This is a genomic window from Pseudomonas sp. MOIL14HWK12:I1, from assembly GCF_000510705.1.
Classification (GTDB): Bacteria; Pseudomonadota; Gammaproteobacteria; order Pseudomonadales; family Pseudomonadaceae; genus Chryseomonas; species Chryseomonas oryzihabitans.
This window is the reverse complement of the sequence record NZ_AZNY01000003.1, coordinates 600831-621848: the sequence shown is the minus strand read 5'-3', so window position 1 is coordinate 621848 and position 21018 is coordinate 600831. Positions and strand designations below refer to the sequence as shown.

Annotated in this window: 21 protein-coding genes; 15 read left to right on the top strand and 6 right to left on the bottom strand. The window is 69.0% G+C overall.

Going from position 1 to position 21018, the window contains the following annotated elements; all coding sequences use genetic code 11:
* Positions 1-67: 67 nt before the first annotated feature.
* Genes PSEK12I1_RS0102830 through PSEK12I1_RS0102820 form a run of 3 tightly spaced genes read right to left on the bottom strand, consistent with a single transcriptional unit; the run spans position 68 to position 2431 of the window.
* On the bottom strand, positions 68-694 hold the full coding sequence (locus tag PSEK12I1_RS0102830) for a 2-dehydro-3-deoxy-6-phosphogalactonate aldolase (RefSeq protein WP_027600631.1): 627 nt from the start codon (positions 692-694) through the stop codon (positions 68-70).
* Positions 687-1640, bottom strand: a complete 954-nt coding sequence (locus PSEK12I1_RS0102825; protein WP_027600630.1) for a 2-dehydro-3-deoxygalactonokinase — start codon at positions 1638-1640, stop codon at positions 687-689. The genes PSEK12I1_RS0102830 and PSEK12I1_RS0102825 overlap by 8 nt, the downstream gene beginning before the upstream one ends.
* Positions 1637-2431 carry an IclR family transcriptional regulator gene (locus PSEK12I1_RS0102820; protein ID WP_027597382.1) on the bottom strand — a complete coding sequence of 265 codons (795 nt, stop codon included), beginning with the start codon at positions 2429-2431 and terminating at the stop codon, positions 1637-1639. The genes PSEK12I1_RS0102825 and PSEK12I1_RS0102820 overlap by 4 nt, the downstream gene beginning before the upstream one ends.
* A 159-nt stretch (positions 2432-2590) precedes the next feature.
* Here PSEK12I1_RS0102820 and phoB point away from each other — a divergent pair, with 159 nt between their 5' ends.
* Genes phoB through PSEK12I1_RS0102805 form a run of 3 tightly spaced genes read left to right on the top strand, consistent with a single transcriptional unit; the run spans position 2591 to position 6419 of the window.
* Entirely contained in the window at positions 2591-3280 is a 690-nt protein-coding gene (gene phoB, locus PSEK12I1_RS0102815; protein ID WP_007159925.1) for a phosphate regulon transcriptional regulator PhoB, read from the top strand.
* 18 nt (positions 3281-3298) lie between these two features.
* On the top strand, positions 3299-4612 hold the full coding sequence (gene phoR, locus PSEK12I1_RS0102810; RefSeq protein ID WP_027597381.1) for a phosphate regulon sensor histidine kinase PhoR: 1314 nt from the start codon (positions 3299-3301) through the stop codon (positions 4610-4612).
* A gap of 55 nt (positions 4613-4667) precedes the next feature.
* On the top strand, positions 4668-6419 hold the full coding sequence (locus PSEK12I1_RS0102805) for an ATP-binding protein (RefSeq protein WP_027600629.1): 1752 nt from the start codon (positions 4668-4670) through the stop codon (positions 6417-6419).
* On the opposite strand, the gene PSEK12I1_RS0102800 is transcribed toward PSEK12I1_RS0102805, so the two are convergent.
* The gene (locus tag PSEK12I1_RS0102800) at positions 6416-6637 is read right to left on the bottom strand and encodes a hypothetical protein (RefSeq protein WP_027600628.1); all 222 of its coding nucleotides are present in this window, start codon (positions 6635-6637) and stop codon (positions 6416-6418) included. The two genes, PSEK12I1_RS0102805 and PSEK12I1_RS0102800, sit on opposite strands and share 4 nt — an antisense overlap.
* A gap of 131 nt (positions 6638-6768) precedes the next feature.
* On the opposite strand from PSEK12I1_RS0102800, the gene PSEK12I1_RS0102795 reads away from it, so the two are divergent.
* From PSEK12I1_RS0102795 to PSEK12I1_RS0102735, 11 genes are all read left to right on the top strand, one after another.
* Positions 6769-7443, top strand: coding sequence for a thermostable hemolysin (locus PSEK12I1_RS0102795; protein WP_027600627.1), 675 nt, complete (start codon positions 6769-6771; stop codon positions 7441-7443).
* Positions 7433-8914, top strand: a complete 1482-nt coding sequence (locus PSEK12I1_RS0102790; RefSeq protein WP_027600626.1) for an AMP-binding protein — start codon at positions 7433-7435, stop codon at positions 8912-8914. Before PSEK12I1_RS0102795 ends, PSEK12I1_RS0102790 begins: the two co-directional genes overlap by 11 nt.
* Positions 8911-9594: a TenA family transcriptional regulator gene (locus PSEK12I1_RS0102785; RefSeq protein ID WP_027600625.1), complete on the top strand. Its 684-nt coding sequence runs from the start codon at positions 8911-8913 to the stop codon at positions 9592-9594. The genes PSEK12I1_RS0102790 and PSEK12I1_RS0102785 overlap by 4 nt, the downstream gene beginning before the upstream one ends.
* Entirely contained in the window at positions 9581-10390 is an 810-nt protein-coding gene (locus PSEK12I1_RS0102780; RefSeq protein ID WP_027600624.1) for an SDR family oxidoreductase, read from the top strand. Before PSEK12I1_RS0102785 ends, PSEK12I1_RS0102780 begins: the two co-directional genes overlap by 14 nt.
* Positions 10387-11034, top strand: coding sequence for a hypothetical protein (locus PSEK12I1_RS0102775; protein WP_027600623.1), 648 nt, complete (start codon positions 10387-10389; stop codon positions 11032-11034). The genes PSEK12I1_RS0102780 and PSEK12I1_RS0102775 overlap by 4 nt, the downstream gene beginning before the upstream one ends.
* 10 nt (positions 11035-11044) lie before the next feature.
* The gene (locus tag PSEK12I1_RS0102770) at positions 11045-11704 is read left to right on the top strand and encodes a response regulator transcription factor (RefSeq protein WP_027597373.1); all 660 of its coding nucleotides are present in this window, start codon (positions 11045-11047) and stop codon (positions 11702-11704) included.
* Positions 11701-13074, top strand: coding sequence for a HAMP domain-containing sensor histidine kinase (locus PSEK12I1_RS0102765; RefSeq protein ID WP_027600622.1), 1374 nt, complete (start codon positions 11701-11703; stop codon positions 13072-13074). The genes PSEK12I1_RS0102770 and PSEK12I1_RS0102765 overlap by 4 nt, the downstream gene beginning before the upstream one ends.
* A gap of 65 nt (positions 13075-13139) precedes the next feature.
* Positions 13140-14468, top strand: a complete 1329-nt coding sequence (locus PSEK12I1_RS0102760) for a sigma-54 dependent transcriptional regulator (protein WP_027600621.1) — start codon at positions 13140-13142, stop codon at positions 14466-14468.
* Positions 14469-14637: 169 nt separating this feature from the next.
* Positions 14638-15945, top strand: coding sequence for an MFS transporter (locus PSEK12I1_RS0102755; protein WP_027597370.1), 1308 nt, complete (start codon positions 14638-14640; stop codon positions 15943-15945).
* A 175-nt stretch (positions 15946-16120) separates the two neighbouring features.
* Positions 16121-16429, top strand: a complete 309-nt coding sequence (locus PSEK12I1_RS0102745; protein WP_027597369.1) for a hypothetical protein — start codon at positions 16121-16123, stop codon at positions 16427-16429.
* A gap of 850 nt (positions 16430-17279) precedes the next feature.
* Positions 17280-17612 carry an endonuclease domain-containing protein gene (locus tag PSEK12I1_RS0102735; protein WP_027600620.1) on the top strand — a complete coding sequence of 111 codons (333 nt, stop codon included), beginning with the start codon at positions 17280-17282 and terminating at the stop codon, positions 17610-17612.
* Here the strand turns inward: PSEK12I1_RS0102735 and PSEK12I1_RS0102730 are convergent.
* Positions 17599-19563: a DNA topoisomerase III gene (locus tag PSEK12I1_RS0102730; protein WP_027600619.1), complete on the bottom strand. Its 1965-nt coding sequence runs from the start codon at positions 19561-19563 to the stop codon at positions 17599-17601. The two genes, PSEK12I1_RS0102735 and PSEK12I1_RS0102730, sit on opposite strands and share 14 nt — an antisense overlap.
* 243 nt (positions 19564-19806) lie before the next feature.
* On the opposite strand from PSEK12I1_RS0102730, the gene PSEK12I1_RS24520 reads away from it, so the two are divergent.
* Complete coding sequence (locus PSEK12I1_RS24520) at positions 19807-19998, top strand: hypothetical protein (RefSeq protein ID WP_144945249.1); 192 nt, start codon at positions 19807-19809, stop codon at positions 19996-19998.
* A gap of 18 nt (positions 19999-20016) precedes the next feature.
* Here the strand turns inward: PSEK12I1_RS24520 and PSEK12I1_RS0102720 are convergent, their stop codons facing one another.
* The gene (locus tag PSEK12I1_RS0102720; RefSeq protein WP_027600618.1) at positions 20017-20922 is read right to left on the bottom strand and encodes a LysR substrate-binding domain-containing protein; all 906 of its coding nucleotides are present in this window, start codon (positions 20920-20922) and stop codon (positions 20017-20019) included.
* Between the last annotated feature and the right edge of the window lie 96 nt (positions 20923-21018).

Sequence of the window (21018 nt, the reverse complement as noted above, 5' to 3'; positions counted from 1 at the left end):
ATCGCGGCCATGGGCCGCTCCTACGGAGGCACCGGGTATCTGTAGGAGCGGTCCATGACCGCGAGCTTTAAGCGTTCTTTACCGCCGCCCACCCAGCCGCAAACGCCTGGGCATTGGCGCTCACCTGCGCCGCGCTCAGGCCCGGCTTGTACAGCGCCGAGCCGAGGCCGAAGCCGTTGGCACCAGCGGCCACGTAGGGGCCCATGTTGTCCGGGGTGATGCCGCCCACCGGCAGCAGCGCCAGCTCCTTGGGAAAGACCGCGCGCCAGGCCTTGACCACCGCCGGGCCGAGTTGCTCGGCGGGAAACAGCTTGAGGCTGTCGGCACCGGCGTCGAGGGCGGCGAAGCCCTCCGAGGGCGTGGCCACGCCCGGGGCGCTGACCAGGCCGGCGGCCTTGCTGGCGCGGATCACCGCCAGGTTGGCGTTGGGCGAGACGATCAGGCGGCCGCCGGCAGCGTCCACCTCGGCCACCTGGGCTTCGGTGAGCACCGTGCCGGCGCCGATCAGGCAGCTCTCGCCCAGCTCGGCGGTGAGCCGGCGGATGCTCTCGTAGGGCTGCGGCGAATTGAGCGGGATCTCGATGACGCGAAAGCCGGCGTCATGCAGGGCGCGGCCGACAGCGACGATTTCGTCCGGGGTGACGCCGCGCAGGATGGCGATCAGCGGCAGGTCCTTGAGATAGGTATCAAGCATGGGAGCCTCCAGAGGTGGGGAGCAGGCCGGCGGCCTGGGCCAGGCGCCAGAGCCCGGCCCGGGTGGCCTGCTCCAGCAGGCGGACCTGGTGGATGTCGAATAGCGCCAGGGCGTCGCGATAGCGCTGGCAGAGCGCCGCGTCGCCGATCAGCACCAGGGGTGGACAGGTGGCGCCCGCGAGGGCGGCGACCTGGCTGCGCAGCTCTTCGCCGATCAGCAGGCCGGAGAGGTAGTCGAGGCTGTGCGCCGCGCCCAGTTCGCCGGCCAGGACCCGGCTGCGGGCGGTGAAGAGGCGGCCGAACAGGCCCTCGGCGCCGGCGTCGCGGGCGGTGGTGAGACCCAGGCGGAAGGCCTCGGCACTGGCTTCGGGACCGGCCTCGCTGGCCGGACGACCCAGGATGGAATGCTCGCGCAGCACGGCGAACAACTCGCCGGTCATGTAGGTGGCGAAGTCGGTGAGACGACCGTCGCGCACCCGCACCCACTTGCTGTGGGTACCGGGCAGCACCAGCAGGGCCTCCGCGGCCAGGTCCGGCTCCAGTTCGAGGGCGCCGAACACCTGGGTTTCCTCGCCGCGCAGGACGTTGGGCAAGGCGCCGCGCTGCATCACTCCGGGAACCAGGTGGAGGTCGCCGCAGCCCGTGTCCAGGCGCAGCAGGCCGGCGGCCAGGCTGTGGACGTCGGCCGGGCAGTCGGCATAGGGCACCTCACGCCAGCCGCCGCGACTGCCGACCATACCGCAGGCGATGGCGGGCAGGTCCGGCTGGGCCTCGCGCCAGTCGCCCACCAGAGCGCGATAGGCCGCGGCGAAGTCGCCGTCGGGCACATGCATGATGCCCCAGGGCCGGCTGCGGGTTTCCAGCACGGCGCCCTGGGCGTCGAACAGCTGGGCCCGCAGGGACGAGGTGCCCCAGTCGAGGCCGATGAGGTGCGGGGTGGCGGTCATGCGGGGCTCCAGCCAAGTTCGCGGGAAATGGCCCGGGCGCAGGCAGTGACCTCGGGCTGCAACTCGTGCAGCCGCGCCTCGGGCATGTAGGGGATGGCGCTGGCCACGCTGAGGGCCGCGACGATGGCGCCGTCGGCGCCGCGGATGGGCGCGGCCACGCAACGGATGCCCAGTTCGTTTTCTTCCAGATCCAGGGCATAGCCCTCGGCGGCGTGGCGCCGCAGCCGCGCACGGTAGTCCGCCCAGGGCAGGAAATCCTCGCGCAGCCCGGGCTGGCCGGTGCGCCGGGCCACGCCTTCGCCATAGAGGGCTTCCCACTCGCCCTCGGCGAGATCCAGCATCAGCGCCTTGCCGACCCCGGTCAGCGCCAGCGGCATGCGCAGCCCGACCCGGGATCTCATCTCCAGGCCACGGCTGCCGGGCAGCTTGTCGAGATAGAGGACATCGCCGCCCTCGCGCACGCCCAGGTGCACGGTGTCGCCACAGTGCTGGGCCAGGCGTTGCAAATGGGGCCGGGCCACACCGGTCAGCGGCAGCTGCTCGCGGGCCTGGTAGCCGAGGGCGATGAGATGGCTGCCGAGGATCAGCCGCCCGCCATCGCTGCGCAGATAACCCGCCTGGGTCAGGGCGGCGACCAGCCGATGGGTGGTGCTGCGGGTGCAGCCGATGGCGGCACCGACCTGGGCCAGGCTGTCAGCCCCGGCGGCCACGGCTTCTAGCACGGCCAGGCCGCGGAACAGGGCCTGGGCCCCGCTGGGCGCTTCGCCCTTGTTGGAATTGTTGTCGTTCATGGCCTTCACTCTAGAAGCCTCTTCGGCAAATCTCAATATGTGATACGTCATCCCATATGTTGGGATAGAAGTTAGATATGACAGCCTTGTCACATAGCTGCAATATTGGCGCTATCTAATGCACGGCACATTGCAAGGACTCGAGAGGCAGAGCGCTCCATGACGGGTAAATCCATCCTGATCGTCGACGATGAGGCGCCCATTCGCGAGATGATCGCCGTGGCCCTGGAAATGGCGGGCTATGAATGCCTGGAGGCGGACAACAGCAAGGACGCCCACGCCCTGATCGTCGATCGCAAGCCCGATCTCATCCTGCTCGACTGGATGCTGCCCGGCACCTCCGGCCTGGAACTGGCCCGCCGCCTCAAGCGCGACGAGCTGACCGATGCCATCCCCATCATCATGCTCACGGCCAAGGGTGACGAGGACAACAAGGTCCAGGGCCTGGAGACCGGTGCCGACGACTACATCACCAAGCCCTTCTCGCCCCGCGAGCTGGTGGCGCGCCTGAAGGCCGTGCTGCGCCGCACCGGGCACCTGGAGAACGACGGTCCGCTGGAGGTCAACGGCCTGATCCTCGATCCGATCAGCCACCGGGTGACCATCGACGGCGCGCCCGCCGAGATGGGCCCCACCGAATACCGTCTGCTGCAGTTCTTCATGACCCACCAGGAGCGTGCCTATACCCGCGGCCAGCTGCTGGATCAGGTCTGGGGTGGCAACGTCTATGTCGAGGAACGTACCGTGGACGTGCACATCCGCCGCCTGCGCAAGGCCCTCGGCGAGACCTACGAGAACCTGGTACAGACGGTGCGCGGCACCGGGTATCGCTTTTCCACCAAACTCTGACGCGGGATCACCGCCGCCGTGAACATCAACTGGCGCTCCCGCCTGGCCACCCAGCTGTCGACCGTGGTCGCCGGCTGCGCCCTGGCCGGCTGGCCCTTCGGCCATGTCGGCCTGGCGGTGGCCCTGGGACTGGCGGTCTATCTGGCGGTCACCCTGAGGCACCTGTTGCGCCTGCAGGCCTGGCTGCTGAGCGAGGCCCCGGGCGCGCCGCCGGAAGCCGAGGGCCTGTGGGGCGAGGTGTTCGACCGGCTCTATCGGCGCCAGCGCCACGAACAGCGCCAGCGCGAGGAATTGCTCGCCGTGATAGGTCGCGCCCAGGCCTCCACCGAGGCCCTGCGCGACGCCATCATCCTGGTGGATCGCCATGGCAACCTGGAATGGTGGAACCGCGCCGCGGAAACCCTGCTGGGCCTGCGTCAGCCCCAGGACCTCGGCCAGCCCATCACCAACCTGGTGCGCCATCCGCGCTTTTCCGACTATTTTCTCGGCGGCGACTATGGCGAGCCGCTGGAACTGGCCTCCCCACTCAACGACGACCAGTACCTGCACATCCTGGTCACCCGCTTCGGCGAAGGCGATCGGCTGCTGCTGGTGCGCGACGTGACCCGCGTCCATCAGCTGGAACAGATGCGCAAGGATTTCGTCGCCAACGTCTCCCACGAATTGCGCACCCCGCTGACGGTGATCACCGGCTACCTGGAGACCCTGCTGGACAACGCCGACCACGCCACTCCACGCTGGCGGCGGGCGCTGGGGCAGATGCAGCAGCAGGCCGGACGCATGCAGCACACCATCGACGATCTGCTGCTGCTGGCCCGCCTGGAAGCCACCGACTATCCCGCCGACAACCGCCCGGTCGCCCTGGAGCCGCTGCTCGCCTCCATCCTGCAGGACGGTCGCGCCCTGTCCGGCGCCGTGGGCCATCGCCTGAGCCTGGAATGCGAGCCGGGTCTGGCCCTGCTGGGCAGCGAGACCGAATTGCGCAGCTGCTTTTCCAACCTGGTGTTCAACGCGGTCAAGTACAGCCCCGAAGGCGGCGAGGTGCGGGTGCGTGCCTGGCAGGACGCCGCAGGCGCCCATGTCGCGGTGCAGGACAATGGTCCCGGTATCGACGCCCGCCACCTGCCGCGCCTGACCGAACGCTTCTATCGCCTCGACGCCAGCCGCGCCTCCAGCACCGGCGGCACCGGCCTGGGCCTGGCCATCGTCAAGCACGTGCTGATCCGTCATCGCGGCGGCCTGGACATCCACAGCGTGCCTGGCGAGGGCAGCTGCTTCACCTGCGATTTCCAGCCCGAACAGATCGCCCAGCGCACCGCCGCCTCGGCCTGAGCCGTCCCCTCCCCGCCGTGCTATCGTCCGGCCATCCCTGCCACGGTCTCCTGCCATGCCCCCAGCCCTGCGCCTGCTGCCGGTCCTGCTGCTCGCCCTGATCGGCTGTCTGTTGCTGGGCAGCCAGGCCTGGCACCGCGCCGAGCAGGCGAGCCTGGCCGAGGCCAGCCTGCTCGGCCAGGAGCAGTTGCGCCTCCACGCCAGCGGCCTGCAGACCCTGATCGACCGCTTTCGCGCCCTGCCGGCGGTGCTGGCCCAGGACCCCGAGCTGATCGCCGCCCTCACCACCCCGCCCGACGCCGCCACCACCGAACACCTCAATCTCAAGCTGGAGCGCCTGAACACGGCGGCGCAATCCTCGACCCTGGAACTGCTGGATCGCACGGGCCTGGCCATCGGCGCCAGCAACTGGCGGCTGCCCACCAGCTACGTCGGCCACAACTACGCCTTCCGCCCCTATTTCAGCGAAACCCTCGCCGGCGGCAGCGGACGCTTCTATGCCGTGGGGGTCACCACCGGCATTCCCGGCTATTTCCTCTCCCATGCCGTGCTGGACGCCCAGGGGCGCTTTCTCGGCGCGGTGGTGGTCAAGCTGGAATTCCCCGCCATCGAGGCGCGTTGGGGCGAGCACCCCGAGGTGCTGCTGGTCAGCGATGCCCGCGGCGTGGTCTTTGCCGCCAATCGCCCGGCCTGGCGCTATCGCCTGCTGCGCGAGCTGACCCCGGCCGATCGCGCGGAACTGGCCACCACCCGCCAATACGACCGGCGCACCCTGCAACCCCTGCCCTATCGCCAGGAACGGGTGCTCGGCGAGCAGCGTCAGGTGGCCCACATCCAGGCCCCCGAAGGCAGCGCCGACTACCTCTGGGACAGCCTGCCGCTGCCCAGCGAAGGCTGGACCCTGCACCTGCTCCGGCCCACCCGCGACCTGCAGGGTGGCGGTCCGGGTGCGGCCCTGGCCGCCGTCTGCGTCTGGCTGCTGCTGGTCTGCGCCGGTCTCCTCTGGGCGCAACGGCGCCGGCTGCAACGCCTGCGCCAGCGCAGCCGCCTGGAGCTGGAGCAGCTGGTGGAGGCCCGCACCGCCGAATTGCGCACCGCCCAGGACGGCCTGGTGCAGGCCGCCAAGCTGGCCGCCCTAGGGCAGATGTCGGCGGCCCTGGTGCACGAACTCAACCAGCCGCTCACCGCCCAACGCATGCACCTGGCGAGTCTGCGCCTGCTGCTGGATCACGGGCGGCTGGACGAGGCCCGCGCCGCCCTGGAACGTCTCGATGGCCTGCTGACCCGCATGAGCGGTCTCACCGCCCACCTCAAGACCTATGCGCGCAAGACCCCCGCCGGCCTGCGCGAGCGGGTCGATCTGGCGCGGGTGGTGGATCAGGCGCTGGAGTTGCTGGAGGCCCGCCGTGCCGAGCTGGCCGTGGAGCTGATCCTGGAGTTGCCGCGCCCGGCCTGGTTGCTGGGCGATCCCATCCGCCTGGAGCAGGTACTGGTCAATCTGCTGCGCAACGCCCTCGACGCCGTGGCGGAGCGACCCCGGCCGCAGGTCCGGGTCAGCCTCGCGCGGGAGGGGGACAGCTGGTTGCTGGAGGTGGCCGACAACGGTGGCGGCATCGCCGCCGAGCACCTGGACCAGGTGTTCGATCCCTTCTTCACCACCAAGCCGGTCGGCGAAGGCCTGGGACTCGGCCTGGCGGTGTCCTCGGCCATCGTCCAGGCCCAGGGCGGCAGCCTGGCCGCCCGCAACGGCGCCGAGGGCGCGGTCTTTGCCCTGCGGCTGCCGGCCGCGCCGGAGTCAGCCGGCTAGCGCACGCAGAGCGTCACCAGCAGGGCGAAGCCCCAGCCGAGCAGCCCGGTCACCAGCAGGGTCGCCGCATCCCAGGGCCCGCGGGTGGCATCCAGCAGAGGCAGGCCGACGCCGCCGATCAGGGCGCTGGCGAGGATGCCCGCCAGGATCCGCACCAGCGGCCAGTGGCTGTCGGCGGCTTCCTCGGGAGCGGCAGCAAGGGGCTCTTCTTCGGACATGGCAGGGCTCCACCAGGGGATATGGAAGGCGACCCTAGCCCGGCAACCTGAAGCTGCGATGAAGCGGCGCTTCAGATTGCCTTCAGCTTGCCCGCCAAGACTGCGCCTCGTATTCCCCCGGAGAGGTCGCGATGCTCGACGTGACTTGGCAGTCCCCGTACAGCTTTACCCTGGCCGACCGCAGCGGTTCGCTGCTGGCCCGCCTGGAGCCGCGCGAGGCACCGGGCCGGCAGGCGACCGAAGCCTTCATCGGCGCGCGTTTCGCCCTGGAGCACGGCGCCCGCATCAGCCACTTCCTGCCGCTGCTGCTCGCCCTGCGCGATGCCGAGGGTGTGCTGCAGGCGGCGGTGGGGATCCGCTCCGCGCTGGACCAGTCGCTGTTTCTCGAACGTTATCTGCCCCAGCCGGTGGAGACCCAGGTGGCGGCGGCGCTCGGTCGGCCGATCGAGCGCGCGGAGGTGGTGGAGGTCGGCAATCTGGCGGCGCTGGGTCCGGGCCAGGCGCGCCTGCTGATCGTCGTCACCACCTGGCTGCTGGCCCGCAGCGGCCGGCGCTGGGTGACCTTTACCGGCGCCACCCGCCTGATCAACAGCTTTCATCGCCTCGGCCTGGCGCCCCAGGTGCTGGGCGCGGCCGATCCGGCCTGCCTGGGCGCCGAGCGCGAGAGCTGGGGCTCCTACTACGCCAACGCTCCCCAGGTCTGCGCCGGTGACATCCACCAGGGCTATCAACAGTTGCTGCAGGCCGGCATCTTCGCCCGCCTGGGCCTTCCCACCCTTGGCGAGGAAGACTGCCATGTCGCCTGAAGCCCGCTCCGTCAGTGATTTTTTCCTGGCCCTGGAACGCCACGTCGCCTGGGACGGCGAGCGCCCCGCGCTGAGCGGCGCCCAGGAGACCTGGAGCTATCTGCGGCTGTGGCGGGAGATCGCCCGGCGCGTCACCTGGCTGACCGAGCACGGCATAAAGCGACTGGCCCTGGACCTGCCCAATGGGCCCGAGTTGCTGGCCTGGGACCTGGCCGCCCTGCGCGCCGGACTGCCCTGCATCATCCTGCCGGACTTCTTCAGCCCGGCGCAGCGCGCCCATGTCCTGCAGGACTGTGGCGCCGATCTGTTGCTGGGCAATCCCGAGCGCGCCGCGGAATGGACCGCGGCAGGCTTCAGCGAGGGGCCCCACGGCTGGCAGCGTTCAGCCGCGGCAGCCACCGCGCTGCCGGCGGGCACCGCCAAGCTCACCTACACCTCCGGCACCACCGGCACCCCCAAGGGCGTCTGCCTCAAGGCCGGACAACTGCTGCGGGTGGCCGCCAGCCTGGAAGCCGCCAGCGGCACCCTGGCGCCCCGACGCCATCAGGTGCTCCTGTCGCTGGGCATCCTGCTGGAAAATCTCGGGGTCTATGCCGCGCTGCTGGCCGGTGCCGAGGTGGTGGTGCTCAAGGCCGAGGACCAGGGTGTCCGCGGCTCCGCCGGCATCGACTGGGCCCAGCTGGCCGCCTGCCTGCAGGAGCGCCAGCCGCACAGTCTGATCCTCATGCCCCAGCTGTTGCAGGGACTCGTGGAGCTGGGCGAACGCGGGCTGCTGCGCCTGGACGGGCTGCGCTTCGCCGCCGTGGGCGGAGCCCCGCTGAGCGAGGCGCTGCTGACCCGCGCCGGCGCCCTGGGCCTGCCGCTGTTCCAGGGCTATGGCCTGTCGGAGTGCGCCTCGGTGGTGGCTCTCAATCGCCCTGAGGCCAACCGCCCGGGCAGCGTCGGCCAACCGCTGCCCCACGTGCGCCTGCGCCTGGCCGCCGATGGCGAGATCCTGGTCGGCGGCGTCGATTTCGCCGGCTACCTGGGCGAGCCCGGCAGCGCCACCGACGAGGTGGCCACCGGCGATCTCGGCGAATTCGACGCCGACGGCTATCTCCATCTGCGTGGCCGCAAGAAACACCAGTTCAGCCTGGCTTCGGGACGCAATGTCGATCCGGGCTGGATCGAGGCCGAACTCACCCAGGGCGGCCCCATCGCCCAGGCCTATGTGCAGGGCGAAGGTGCCCGGCACCTGGTGGCGCTGCTCTGGCCACGGCAGCCGGACCTGCCCGACAGCCTGCTCGCCGACCAGGTCGCCCGCCTCAACCAGCGCCTGCCCGACTATGCCCGCATCGGCGCCTGGCGCCGCCTCGCCGAACCCTTCACCCCCGCCAACGGCCTGCTCACCGCGACCGGACGCCTTCGCCGCGACGCCATCCAGGCGCATCACGCGGCCCTGCTCTCGCACCTTCTGGAGGTACCAGCATGAGTTTCTTCGCCACCCTGCAAGCCGAAACCGCCGTGGAACGCCAGGCGCTGTTCGAGGTGCCCATCATCCGCGCCGCCCTGGGCGGCAACGTCGCCCTGGAGAGCTATGTCGCCTTTCTCGGCCAGGCCTATCACCACGTCCGCCACACCGCGCCGCTGATGATGGCCTGCGGCGCCCGCCTGCCGGCGCGGCTGGAATGGCTGCGCTGCGCGGTCTGCGAATACATCGAGGAGGAATACGGCCACGACCAGTGGATCCTCAGTGACATCGCCGCCTGCGGCGGCAACGCCGAGGCGGTACGCGCCAGCCGCCCCGAACTGCCCATCGAGCTGATGGTGGCCTATCTCTACGATTTCATCGCCCGCGACAATCCGGTCGGCCTGTTCGGCATGGTCAATGTGCTCGAGGGCACCAGCATCGCCCTGGCTACCCAGGCCGCCGGCGCCATCCGCGGCCAGCTGGGCCTGCCGGCGACGGCCTTCAGCTACCTGGACTCCCACGGCAGCCTCGACCAGGAACACATGGCGACCTACCGCCAGCTGATGGATCGCCTGGACGATCCGGCCGACCAGGCCGCGGTGATCCACGTGTCCAAGGTGGTCTATCGCCTCTATGCCGACATGTTCCGCGCCCTGCCCGGCGCCGGCCAGCAACCGGAGCAGCGCCATGCAGCTGCCTGACTGCCGTATCCTGCTGACCGGTGCCAGCGGCGGCATCGGCCTGCCGCTGGTGGAACAACTCTGCGCCGGCGGCGCCCAGGTGCTGGCGGTCGCCCGCGACACCCGCGCCCTGCAGCCCCTGGCCGAGCGCCTGGGTGGCCGGTTGCGCCTGCTCGATGCCGATCTCACCCGCCGGGCCGATCGCCAGGCGGTGCTGGCCGAAGCCAGCCGCGGCCAGGGCGTCAACGTGCTGCTCAATGCCGCCGGCAGCAACAGCTTCGCCCTGCTCGACGCCCTCGACGACGATGCCATCGACAACCTGCTGGCGATCAACATCGGCGCGGCCATCCAGCTGACCCGCCTGCTGCTGCCGCTGCTGCGCCGCCAGCCGCGAGCGGTGATCGCCCATGTCGGCTCCACCCTGGGCTCCATCGGCTATCCCGGCTATGCGCCCTATTGCGCCAGCAAGTTCGCCCTGCGCGGCTTCACCCAGGCCCTGCGCCGGGAGCTGGCCGATACCCGCATCCGGGTGCTCTACGTGGCGCCCCGCGCCACCCGCACGGCGATGAACGGCCCGGCGGCCATGGCCGTGAACCAGGCGCTCAAGAGCCAGGTGGACGACCCCACCGTGGTCGCCGGCGCGGTGATCCGTGCCCTGGTCGAGGACCGCCAGGAGCTCTATCTCGGCTGGCCGGAAAAGCTCTTCGTCCGCCTCAACGGCCTGCTGCCCGGCCTGGTGGATCGCGCCCTGCGCCGCCAGCTGCCGGTGATCCGCCGCTTCATCGACCCCGCCTTCGCCCCGGAGAAACACCCATGACGACCCCGCGCAAGGCCCTCGGCCTGCTGCTCGCCGCGCTGCTCGCCAGCCCCTTCGCCCTGGCCGACGATGGCCAGCGCCTGGCCCAGATCCAGCAGCGCTGGGCCGAGATCCAGTACCGCCTGCCCAGCGCCGAAAAACCCGCGGCCTTCGAACAGCTGGCCGGCGAAGCGCGCGCCTTCACCCAGGCCGAGCCCCAGTCGGCGCCAGCGCTGATCTGGCAGGGCATCGTGCTCAGCAGCTGGGCCGGCGCCCAGGGCGGGCTGGGAGCGCTGGGCAAGGTCAAGGAAGCCCGCAGCGACCTGGAACAGGCGCTCAAGCTCGATCCCACGGCGCTGCAGGGCTCCGCCTACACCAGTCTCGCCGCCCTCTACGACCGGGTTCCCGGCTGGCCGATCGCCTTCGGTGACGCCAGCGAAGCCGATCGTCTGCTGCAGCAGTCCCTCGCCCTCAACCCCAGCGGTATCGATACCCTATACTTCTGGGGCGACCACCTGTATCGCCAGCAGCGCTATGCCGAAGCCCGCGCCGCCCTGCTCAAGGCGCAGCAGGCCGCACCGCGGCCCGGACGCGAACTGGCCGACCAGGGACGGCGGGGCGAGATCGCCGCGCTGCTCAAGGACGTCGACCAGAAGCTGAAGTGACGAGGCCTCCATGCGCGTGCTGCTGATCGAAGACGATCCCGACCTCGGCGAGGGCATCCGCACCAGTCTGCGGGAAGAGGGCTATACCCTGGACTGGCTCAAGGACGGCGAAAGCGCCGTCCATGCCCTGCGCGAAGAGGGCTTCGACCTGGTGGTGCTGGACCTCGGCCTGCCGCGCCTGGACGGCATCCAGGTGCTGCGCCAGAGTCGCGCCAATGGCCTGACCACGCCGGTGCTGATCCTTACCGCCCGCGACGACACCGAGGACCGGGTCGCCGGCCTCGACGCCGGCGCCGACGACTACCTGGTCAAGCCCTTCGATATCAAGGAACTCAAGGCCCGCCTGCGCGCCCTGCTGCGGCGGCGCAACGGTCCCTCGCAGATCCAGCTCGAAGGCGGCGGCATCGCCCTGGATCCGGCCACCCGCCGGGTCACCTTCGATGGCCAGCCGGTCAACCTCACCCCGCGCGAATACCAGCTGCTGCACGAACTGCTGGCCAATCCGGGCAAGATCTTCAGTCGCGACCGCCTCATGGGGCTGCTCTACGGCTGGGACGAGGGGGTGGAAAGCAACACCCTGGAAGTCCACATCTACAACCTGCGCAAGAAGCTGCGCGCCGACCTGATCCGTACCGTCCGGGGCATCGGTTACCGCCTCGAATGTCCATGACCTCCATCCGCCGCCGCACCGTCGGCCTGGTGCTCTCGCTGCTGCTGATCGGCACCCTGCTGATCGCCCTGACCAACGTCCACGACAGCCAGCGCGAGATCGGCGAGATCTACGATGCCCAGCTGGCGCAGAGCGCGCGCATCCTGCAGGGCATGCTGCGCGCCGCCCCCCGCGGCGAAGGCCGCCTGACGCTGCACGCCAGTGTCACCCAGGCTCTGGCCGAGGCCAGCGACAGCCCCTATGGCCACAGGTACGAGGCCAAGATGGCCTTCCAGGCCTGGAACGCCCGCGGCATCCCCCTGATGCGCTCGCCCAGCGCGCCCATCTTCAGCATGCCGACGACCCCGGGCTTCACCGAGCAGACCCTGGAGGGCGAGGCCTGGTATGGCTTCCTGCTGCCCGACCCGGAGCACGACCTGATGCTCTGGGTCGGCGAACGCGAAGAGGTGCGCGCCGATCTGGTCCGCCGCATCCTGCGCCACACCCTCACGCCGCATCTGATCGGCCTGGTGCTGCTGTCGCTGCTGGCCTGGCTGGCCATCGGCTGGGGCCTGAAACCGCTGCGGCGCATGGCCGGGCTGATCCGCCACCGCGACCCGGAATCCCTGCAACCGCTGCAGCTCGATCCCCTGCCACGCGAACTGGAACCCATGCAGGCGGCGCTCAATCGGCTGCTGCTGCAGATCGAGCAACTGCTGCAGCGCGAACGCCGCTTCATCGCCGATGCCGCCCACGAGTTGCGCACGCCGCTGGCGGTGCTGCGCCTGCACGCGCAGAACGCCCTGTCCGCGCAGACAGCGGCGGCTCGCGACGAGGCGCTGAAATTCGTCGTCAGCGGCACCGATCGGCTGACCCGGGTGGTCAACCAGCTGCTGATCCTCGCCCGTCTGGAACCCCGGCCGAGCTGGAGCGCCGAGCAGCGCTTCGATTTGCGCACCGCCCTCAGCGCCACCCTGGAAGAACTGGGTCCCTGGATTCTCGACAAGGGCCTGGACCTCAGCCTCGACGCCGAAGCCAGCCGGGTGCAGGTCCATGGCGACAGCGCCATGCTGGGCATCGCCCTGCAGAATCTGCTGACCAATGCAGTCAACGTCTCGCCTCCCGGCGGCGAGATCCGCATCCGCCTGGAGGTCACCGCCGACTGGGCGGACATCCAGATCCTCGACCAGGGCCCCGGCATCGCCACGGAGATCCAGCCGCGGCTGTTCGAGCGCTTCTACAGCAGCGGCGCGGCCAACGGCGCCGGCCTGGGACTGTCCATCGTCCAGACCGTCGCCCAGCACCTGGGTGGACGCATCGAACTGGGCAACCGCCCGGAGGGCGGCGCCTGCGCCCGTCTCGGCCTGCCGGTACTGCCGGGACCCGGCTAGGGACTCGACCCGTCGCCGGCCTTCGGGCAAGGTAGCGGCGCACCGGCCGCGAGAGGACGCCACCCATGCAAGCTCAGGTCTATCTGGTCGACGACGAAGCCAGCATCCGCGAAGCGGTGCGCCAGTGGCTGGAGCTGTCGGGGCATCAGGTGCGGCTGTTCGCCCGCGCCGAAGACTGCCTGGCGGCAGTGACCCCGGATTTCGCCGGGGTGGTGGTCAGCGACGTGCGCATGCCCGGCATGGACGGCCTGGCCCTGCTGGAACGGCTGCAGGCGCTGGATGCCGACCTGCCGGTGATTCTGCTCACCGCCCACGGCGACGTCGCCCTGGCGGTCAGCGCCATGCGCCAGGGCGCCTACGATTTCCTGGAAAAGCCCTTCAGCCCCGAGGCGCTGCTCGGCGATCTCGGCCGCGCCCTGGAAAAGCGCCGGCTGGTGCTGGAGAACCGCCAGCTGCATCGCCGGGTCGACGACCAAAGCACCCTCGCCCGCCGCCTGCTCGGCGTCTCGCCGGGCATCGTCCGCCTGCGCCAGCAGATCCTCGACCTGGCGCCGACACCGGTCAACGTGCTCCTGCGCGGCGAGACCGGCAGCGGCAAGGAACTGGTCGCCCGCTGCCTGCACGACTTCGGTCCCCGCGCCGACAAGGCCTTCGTCGCCCTCAACTGCGCGGCCATCCCCGAGCAGCTGTTCGAGAGCGAGTTGTTCGGTCACGAGAGCGGCGCCTTCACCGGCGCCCAGGGCAAGCGCATCGGCAAGTTGGAATACGCCAACGGCGGCACCCTGTTTCTCGACGAGATCGAGAGCATGCCCCTGGCGCAGCAGGTCAAGCTCTTGCGGGTGCTGCAGGAGCAGCGTCTGGAGCGCCTCGGCTCCAACCAGAGCATCGCCCTGGACCTGCGCATCGTCGCCGCCACCAAGCCGGATCTCCTGGAAGAAGCCCGCGCTGGACGCTTTCGCGAAGACCTGGCCTATCGCCTCAATGTCGCCGAGCTGCACCTGCCGCCGCTGCGGGCGCGGCGCGAGGACATCCCACTGCTGTTCGATCACTTCCTCGCCGAGGCCGGCGCCCGCCTGGGCCGCCCGGTCACCCCGCCCGGCGCGGCGCGTCTGGCCCAGCTACTGGGTCACGGCTGGCCCGGCAACGTGCGCGAGCTGGCCAACGCCGCCGAACGCGAGGCCCTTGGCCTGGCTACCCCCGCCACCGCGGCCGCGGGCCATTCCCTGGCCGATCAGCTGGAAGCCTTCGAGGCCCAGTGCCTGCGCGCCGCCCTGGCCCGCCACGGCGGCGAGATCAAGGCGGTGATGGACGAGTTGCAACTGCCACGGCGCACCCTCAACGAGAAGATGCAGCGCCATGGCCTGGTGCGCGCCGACTTCCGCGACGAGGATTGAGAGGCAATAGGCGGAAATCCGCTCATTGCTCACCGCCTTTCGGCGATCTTTCGCCGATCCGTCTCTGCAAAACCCAGTCAGGACGCGACTTCGCGACCTGGCACGGGCCCTGCTATAGCCCTTGTCGACGCCCCGAGCGCCCTAATAACAACGACAAGAGGAACACCCTGTGGATAGCACCGCTACCCTCGCGGCCGGCCAGACCGCGCCCAAGACCACCTCGCAGCGCATCAAGTCCATCTTCAGCGGTTCCGTCGGCAACCTGGTCGAATGGTACGACTGGTACGTCTACGCCGCCTTCTCGCTGTATTTCGCCAAGGCCTTCTTTCCCAAGGGCGACCAGACCGCCCAGCTGCTCAACGTCGCCGCCATCTTTGCCGTGGGCTTTCTCATGCGCCCCATCGGCGGCTGGCTGATGGGTCTCTATGCCGACAAGGCCGGCCGCAAGTCCGCGCTGATGGTCTCGGTGATCATGATGTGCGCCGGCTCGCTGATTATCGCCCTCACCCCCAGCTACACCACCATCGGCGTCGCCGCCCCCATCATGCTGGTGCTGGCGCGGCTGCTGCAGGGCCTCTCGGTCGGCGGTGAATACGGCACCTCCGCCACCTACCTGAGCGAGATGGCGACCAAGGAAAGCCGCGGCTTCTACTCCAGCTTCCAGTACGTCACCCTGATCTCCGGCCAGCTGCTGGCGCTGGCCACCCTGATCGTGCTGCAGCAGACCCTGACCGTCGAACAGCTGGAAAGCTGGGGCTGGCGCATCCCCTTCCTGATCGGCGCCGCCTGCGCCGTGACCGCGCTCTACCTGCGCCGCGGCATGGAAGAGACCAGCTCCTTCAAGAAGGCCGAAAAACCCAAGGAATCCCTGATGCGCACCCTGATGCGCCATCCCAAGGAATTCTTCACCGTGGTCGGCCTGACCATGGGCGGCACCCTGGCCTTCTACACCTACACCACCTACATGCAGAAGTACCTGGTCAATTCGGTGGGCATGAGCAAGACCGACGCCACCTCCATCTCGGCGGCGACGCTGTTCCTGTTCATGCTGCTGCAGCCCGTGGTCGGCGCCCTCTCCGACCGCGTCGGCCGGCGCCCGGTACTGATCGCCTTCGGCGTGCTCGGCACGCTGTTCACCTACCCGATCCTCTCCGCCCTGGGCAGCGTCACCACCTGGTGGGGCGCCTTCGGCCTGATCATGGTGGCGCTGGTGATCGTCAGCTTCTACACCTCGATCAACGCCGTGGTGAAGGCCGAGCTGTTCCCCACCGAGATCCGCGCCCTGGGCGTCGGCCTGCCCTATGCCCTGACCGTGTCCATCTTCGGCGGCACCGCCGAATACCTGGCCCTGTGGTTCAAGAGCATCGGCATGGAGAGCGGCTACTACTGGTACGTGACCGGCTGCATCGCCTGCTCGCTGCTGGTCTACGTCTTCATGAAGGACACCCGCGATCACTCGCGCATCGTGCACGAATAACCGCTCGTCCCTGGGTGCGGGCCTCTCGGTCATTAGATTTGGCCGTCCGGCCCGCCCCCCTTTGCCTGGGCTTTGGGGCACGCCATCGTAGTGTCACCGGCAGCGTCCACAACGGTCATTTCGCTGACCGCTGTGGCGAGTTCGCCCCCTCCTCCCAAGCCCCGGTTACACACTCATGGAAATCGACTACGGTCCCAGCTACGCCAAACTGGGTCTCCAGTTTCAATACCAGTGGAGCAGCCTGCTGCGCGATGCCCTGAAGAAGCACGGCATCACCGACGCCCAGGCCAAGGCCATCTGCGGCGACTTCGCCTTCGATCTCTCCAAGCTCATCGACGAAGCCGAAATCAAGGCCGACGGCCTCTCCTATCGCCCGGTGATCGCCTTCACCGAGGACGAGGAAACCCTGCTGGTGCAGTCCGCCGAATTCGACTATCACGAAGCGGCCTACGCCACCGCCGCGGCGGCGTTCGAGAAGAAGTAAGCCTCGCCCGGGGCCCTGCGCCCTCACCCCAACCCTCTCCCCCAGGGAGAGGGGGCGGTCTGGAGCGGTGGCGGGCTCTTCCTCCAGACGTGGGTCCTGAAGCTGTTTTCAGTGTTACTGCGATAGCGATTCGCTTAGGCCAGTTGAGGCCATTTCACCTCCACCCCCTCCAACTTCATCGACAGAGCCGAAATCAAGGCTGACAGCCTCTCCTAGCGCTCGGTGATCGCCTTTATCGAGGACTGGGAAATCATGTTGGCGCAGTCAGCCAGCTTTGAATATCACAAAGCGGCCTATGCCACTGCTGCTGCGGCGTTCGAGGGGAAGTAAGGCTGGCCGGGGGCCCTCACCCCAACCCTCTCCCCCAGGGAGAGGGAGCGGCCTGGAGCGGTGGCGGGCTCTTTCTCCAGACGTGGGTACTGAAGCTGTTTTCAGTGCTGCTGCGATAGCAGTTTTGACTGTCTTTCAGCGAGAGCTACTCCATAGCTCCGTATGGCCCCCTCTCCCCCCGGGAGAGGGTTGGGGTGAGGGCCGCACAGGCACCCTTGTCATAGCCGCACGAACCGCGCGTTGGAGCCTCGCCAACACGATTTCCCCAGGCGATACTCCCCGGATCACCTCTCACTCCGTACCACCCCCTCTCCCTCCGGGAGAGGGTTGGGGTGAGGGCCGCATCGGCACCCACGTCATAGCCTTGCGAACCACGCATTAGAGCCTCGCCAACACTATTTCCCCAGGCGATACTCCTCAGATCACCCCTCACTCCGTACCACCCCCTCTCCCTCCGGGAGAGGGTTGGGGTTGGGGTGAGGGCGAACCCGACACCAGAACACACAGGGAAAGGATTCCCATGCCCCTCATCAGCCATGCCCGCGCCCTGCGCCGGGGTCAGACCGACGCCGAGCGCGCCCTCTGGTATCACCTGCGCGGCAACCGTCTACAGGGTCATAAATTCCGCCGTCAGCATCCCTATGGTCGCTACATCCTGGACTTCGTCTGCCTGGAAGCGCGGCTGGTGATCGAACTGGATGGCGGCCAGCATCAGGGCAGCGCCAATGACCGCGAGCGCGACGCCTGGCTGCAGGCCCAGGGCTTCCAGATCCTGCGCTTCTGGAACCACGACGTCCTGACCCGGCCCGACGCCGTGCTCGAGCGCCTTCACGCAGCCCTCAGCCCGGCTTGACCCTCGGCTTGCGCACGCGCGGCGGTGCGCCACCCGTCTTCGCCGTCGTCTTGGCCTTGCTCCCGCCCGTACGCCGCTTCTTCTTCCAGGGCGCGCCCTTGCCCGCCGGCGGCGGTCCGCTGATGGTCAGGGTCAGGCCGAGACAGCGCTCCACCTGCTTGCCCATCCAGGCCGATTGCTTGGTGACGAATTCGGCCAGGCTCAGCTCGCCCTCCTGCACCCGATCCAGCGCCTGCTCCCAGAGCGCCGTGGTGCCCGGATCGGCGATGGCCCGGGGCACGGCGTCGATCAGGCCGAAGGCCGCCGGGGTCGCCGCCAGGGCCTTGCCCTGCTTGACCAGGTAGCCGCGGTCCAGCAGGCCCTGGATGATGCTGGCGCGGGTCGCCTCGGTGCCGATGCCGGTGGTGTCCTTGAGCTTTTGCTTGAGGGCGGGATCCTCCACCAGCTTGGCGACATTCTTCATCGCCTTGATCAGATCGCCCTCGGTGAAGGGCTTGGGCGGTTGGGTCAGCTGATCCTTGCAACGCACCTCCACCACCGGATAGGACTCATCCTCGCGCAACTCGGGCAGCGCCTGGGGCGGCGGTGCCTCGCGACCCTTGGGCGGCGTGAGCGACTCGGGCAAGGCGCGCCGCCAGCCCGGTTCCACCAGCCGCTTGCCGGTGGCCCGCAGGCGTTCGCCGCCCGCCTCGAAATCGGCCTGGGTGCGATCGAATTCGTGCGGCGGCAGGAATTGCGCCAGGTAGCGCGCGCGGATCAGGCCATAGACGTTGCGCTCCTGGGGACTCAGGCGGCCCAGGTCGCGGGTCACCAGGGTCGGGATGATGCCGTGGTGGGCGCTGACCTTCGCATCGTTCCAGGCCCGCGAGCGGCGACTGGCGTCCAGATGGTCGCGCAAGGGGGCGAGACTGCTGTCGGCGCCCAGCAAGGCGGCCAGCAGCGCCGGCGCCTCGGCGTGCTGGGACAGCGGCAGGTAGCCGCAATCGCTGCGCGGATAGGTGATCAGCTTGTACTTCTCGTAGAGCGCCTGGGCGACGTCCAGGGTCTGCTGGGCGCCCAGGTTGAGGCGCTTGGAGCAGACCTCCTGCAAGGTGCCCAGATCGAAGGGCAAGGGCGCCGCCTCGCGGACGCGCTCGGTCTTGAGCTTGACCAGCCGCGCCTGCCCAGCCGCCTCGATGGCCCGCGCCGCCGCCTGGGCCACCTCGGGCTTGAGACAGCGGCCCTGGTCGTCGCAGACGTCCTCTGGCGGTTGCCATTGGGCCTGGAAGCGACTGCCGGAGGCGTCCAGGGTCGCCTCCACGGTCCAGAAGGGCACCGGCACGAAGGCGGCGATGGCACGATCGCGGTCCACCACCAGGCGCAGGGTCGGCGTCTGCACCCGTCCGACCGAAAGCACGCCCTGATAGCCGGAGCGACGCCCCAGCAGGGTGAACAGCCGGCTCATGTTCATGCCGATCAGCCAGTCGGCGCGCGAGCGTCCCAGGGCGGACTGATAGAGCCCATAGGTCTCGGCACCGGGCTTGAGCGCGGCCAGGGCGCGGCGGATGGAGACGTCATCCAGCGCCGACAGCCACAAACGGCGGATCGGCCCGCGATAGCGGCAATGCTCCACCAGCTCGCGGGCGATCATCTCGCCTTCGCGATCGGCGTCGGTGGCGATCACCAGTTCGCTGGCCTCGCCCAACAGGCGCTTGACCGCCTTGAACTGGCTGCCGGTGGTCGTCTTGACCTGCAGCTTCCACTGCTCGGGAACGATGGGTAGGTCGTCCAGCGACCAGCGCTTGTAGCGGGCGTCATAGGCGTCCGGTGGCGCCGTTTCCAGCAGGTGGCCGATGCACCAGGTCACGGTCACGCCCTGCCCCTGCAGGCAGCCCTCGCCGCGGCGGGTGGCGCCGAGGATGCGGGCGATATCCTTGGCCTGGGAGGGTTTTTCGCAGAGATACAGCTGCATGGCGGGCGTCGCACGAGGGGAATCGCCACAGGATGCAAAGCCTGCGCGAGCGGCGCAAGGCCTAATCTGTATATCCGTACAGAAAGCGGCCTTTGCGCAAATTCGCCCAGTGGGCCACAGCGTGCTCAGGACGTGGATCACAGCTTGAACGGCGGCCGCCGCGGACGCGGAATCTTGCCGTGACTGGGCAGTCCTTGGGCTACGGCACTTTCGCCGTCTTTAGCCGAGCTCTGGGAGGCGTCAATGAACACTGTAGCTATGGATCGCGCCACGGCCGAGAGCACCGGCGCCGGAAATATCGTCGACACCGCCAGCGGCCAGGCCCTGCGGGCCAGCATTTCGGCCATGCGCCGGACCACCAGCCAGGTGCAGCGCATCAACGATCAACTCTGGGAAGTCTGGCCGGACGGCCGTCGCAAGCTGCTGCTGCGCTAAGACCTCCCGCCCGACGCCCTAGGCGGGCGTCGGCGTCTCCAGCGCGGCCAGGTAGGTCGCGACCTCGGCCTGGATCCAGGCACTGAAGCGCTCCTGCTTTTCCGCCGATTCGGCGCGTTCCGGCCAGACCAGCCAGTAGGCATAGGGATAGGGCGCCGTTTCCGGACTGAGCTGGACCAGACGCCCCTCGTCCAGCGCGGCCTGCACCAGGCTGCGCCGCTCCAGCGCTAGCGCCTGACCAAGGCGTAGCGCCTCCAGTACCACGTTGGAATCATTCACGCTGATGCCGCGATTGGGTGCTGCTTCGCCTAGACCAGCCGTTTCGCCCCAGTGCAGCCAGGTTTCCTCCGTGTGCAATAGCGGCTGCGCGAGAGCCTCGTCCAAGCTGCACGGCAGTTGCCCACCGTTGTAACCAGGTGCCGCCACCAGCAGCACATCGTCCTGAAACAGCCGAAGCGCCGTCAGGCCATCCCACTGGCCCTCGCCCATGCGCACTCCGATATCCACCATGCCCTGGCGCAGATCCTGGAAATCCAGGCTGGTCTGGATACGGATGCGATAGTCCGGGTACAGGGCGCGAAAACGCGGCAGCCGCGGCAGCAGCCAGTGGGTGGCGAAGGAGGGAAAGGTGGCAAATACCAGCTCGTTGCGCCGCGGGCGGGCCTGCAGTCGCCGGGTCGCCTCGCCCAGATCCTCGAGCAGCTGGCGGACCTGCTCGGCATAGACACGACCGTCGCCGGTGACCTCGATCCCCCGCCCCTGGCGCTCGAACAGCACCATGCCCAGCTGGTGCTCCAGGCCCTTCACCTGCTGACTGACCGCGGCATGGGTGAGGTGCAATTCATTGGCGGCGCGGGTCACGCTGCCCAGGCGGGCAACCGCTTCGAAGCAGCGCAGGGCATTCAACGGCGGCACACGTGACATGTAAGCTTTCCTTAATGGTCCGGTCAGAATTTCTCGCTGGAAGCAGCTTCGTCGAATCCTTAATGTCTTGTCCAGAGCGGCACCTGGCGTGAAACA